Annotated in this window: 3 protein-coding genes; 2 read left to right on the top strand and 1 reads right to left on the bottom strand. The window is 49.5% G+C overall.

What is annotated here, in order from left to right; genetic code table 11:
• On the top strand, window positions 1-340 hold a 340-nt coding region (locus OEY64_13355; GenBank protein MDH5543930.1), incomplete at its 5' end, for a hypothetical protein.
• Between the two features lie 319 nt (window positions 341-659).
• Here OEY64_13355 and OEY64_13350 read toward each other — a convergent pair.
• Entirely contained in the window at window positions 660-1,004 is a 345-nt protein-coding gene (locus tag OEY64_13350; GenBank protein MDH5543929.1) for a 4a-hydroxytetrahydrobiopterin dehydratase, read from the bottom strand.
• A 150-nt stretch (window positions 1,005-1,154) separates the two neighbouring features.
• Here OEY64_13350 and OEY64_13345 point away from each other — a divergent pair.
• Window positions 1,155-2,027, top strand: an 873-nt coding sequence (locus OEY64_13345; protein ID MDH5543928.1) for a branched-chain amino acid transaminase, incomplete at its 3' end; no start/stop codon positions are given.

The following is a 2,027-nucleotide window of genomic DNA, read 5'->3' as shown; positions in this document are numbered from 1 at the left end:
GGGTCAGCCTGGCTGTGACAACGGCGGCGGCGACGATGGCGGCTGTTTCATAGCTACCGCGGCATACGGCAGTTACCTCGATCCGCATGTCGAAACTCTACGCAACTTCCGTGATACCGTGCTCCTCAACAGTGAGGCAGGAAGAGCGTTCGTAGACCTCTACTACACCTACTCCCCATATGTTGCGGACTTCATAGCTGAATCACCAATGCTCAGATCGACTGTAAGGGCCGGTCTTGCACCAATGGTTTACGCGCTTGAGTATCCTAAACATGCGGGCCTGCTGTCGCTAGTACTCGCATTCAGCTTCGGCACCATTGCATGGAGGAGAGGGAACTAGAAAAGTACATTAGGCGCGCCCTGCTCCCCTCCTCTAACAAGGAGGGGCGGGGGTTGTGACCTTCGCTAATAATAGGGTTCCGCGGGAGACCGCGGAACCCTTTTTTTTTGTCGCGTCATCGGCTCGCGTCACTGCGGGCATAGTGAAGCAATCTCTCCGCTTTCCTGTCATCCCCGCGCAGGCGGGGATCCAGAGTTTTATTCTTTTATTGGAGTGCAGGACTGGAGCCCCTTTTCACGGTAGTGACAAAACTCTTTCTGAATCACCTGACTAATCGAGATGACAGTCACAGCATCCTCATCACGGGCGTAGCAAACAGCTATTTGAAAAGTCTGTCGACCTTTGCGGCGCAGATAAAATCATTTTCCGAAAGCCCGCTTATCGCATGGGTCCAGAAAATCACCTTGCATTTGTTATATGAAACTTCCAAGTCGGGATGGTGCCCTTCTCTATTACATATCCAGGCGACACTATTGACAAATTCAATCGTTTCGTAAAAATCCTTGAAATCAAAACTCTTCTCGATCTTCCCGCCATTCAACAGCCAGCCATCAAGCTGTTTTAATAACTCCATTGCTTCGCTTTCAGTTTTTGGAGGGACGCCCCCTTCACACGGTACACACTTTTTATCGGTAAGAGCGCATGCCATATTTTGCTCTGTCATTTTCTTATCCTCATATTAATTTTCAGAAAACCATATTTCTCCTATATTTTACACCAACACAGCTGATATCCCCTTATTCCAGCGATAAGACGCGACGGCAGTAACAGACTGTTTGACAACGTGGGACTTCAAAGATAAACTTTCGTCTTTATGAGCGCACCAAATAGCAAACTAATATGGATGGACGGAAAGCTTGTCCCTTGGGGGGATGCGAACGTTCATCTGCTGACACACTCTCTACACTACGGAACCGGAGTATTCGAAGGTGTTCGATGTTACAACACATCTAAAGGTCCGGCGATATTCCGGCACCAGGAACATGTTGACCGGCTTTTCGGCTCCGCGCATATTTTGGGATATGACATCCCCTTTAGCAAAGATGAAATTGCCGAAGCGACAAAAAGCACCATCCGCGAAAACGGATTGAAAGAGTGCTACATTCGCCCGCTCGTTTGGCTTGGCACCGAAGGCAGAGGTTTGAATCCGACCGGTTTATCCGTACATGCCGCAATAGCCGCTTGGGAATGGGGCACCTATCTTGGCAAGGAGGCGCTGGAGAACGGAATCTCGGTTGCCATCTCATCCTTTACAAGGCACCACCCAAACATCGCAATGACAAAAGCAAAGGTAACTGGGGTTTACTTCAACTCGGTTCTGGCGAAACAGGAAGCGATACGCAATGGTTTCGATGAAGCGATCCTTCTTGACCCGTTCGGCAACGTAGCTGAAGGCTCCGGTGAAAATATCTTCGTTATAAAAAACGGGATTTTAAAAACACCGCCACTGGTTTCGGTACTGGAGGGGATTTCACGCGCAAGCGTTATAGAGATAGCGCGCGACCTCGGTATCACGGTTGAAGAGCAACACTTCCCGCGGGATGAGATATACATCTCCGATGAGGCGTTCCTTACCGGAACAGCCGCAGAACTGACACCTATCCGTGAGATTGATCGCCGAAAGGTTGGAACCGGTAAACGCGGCCCGATAACCTCAAAGATCCAGGATGTATATTTCAACGCTCTA

It is taken from the genome of Nitrospinota bacterium (assembly GCA_029881495.1).
Lineage (GTDB): Bacteria > Nitrospinota_A > UBA7883 > JACRGQ01 > JACRGQ01 > JAOUMJ01.
This window is presented reverse-complemented; position numbering and strand designations above follow the sequence as displayed.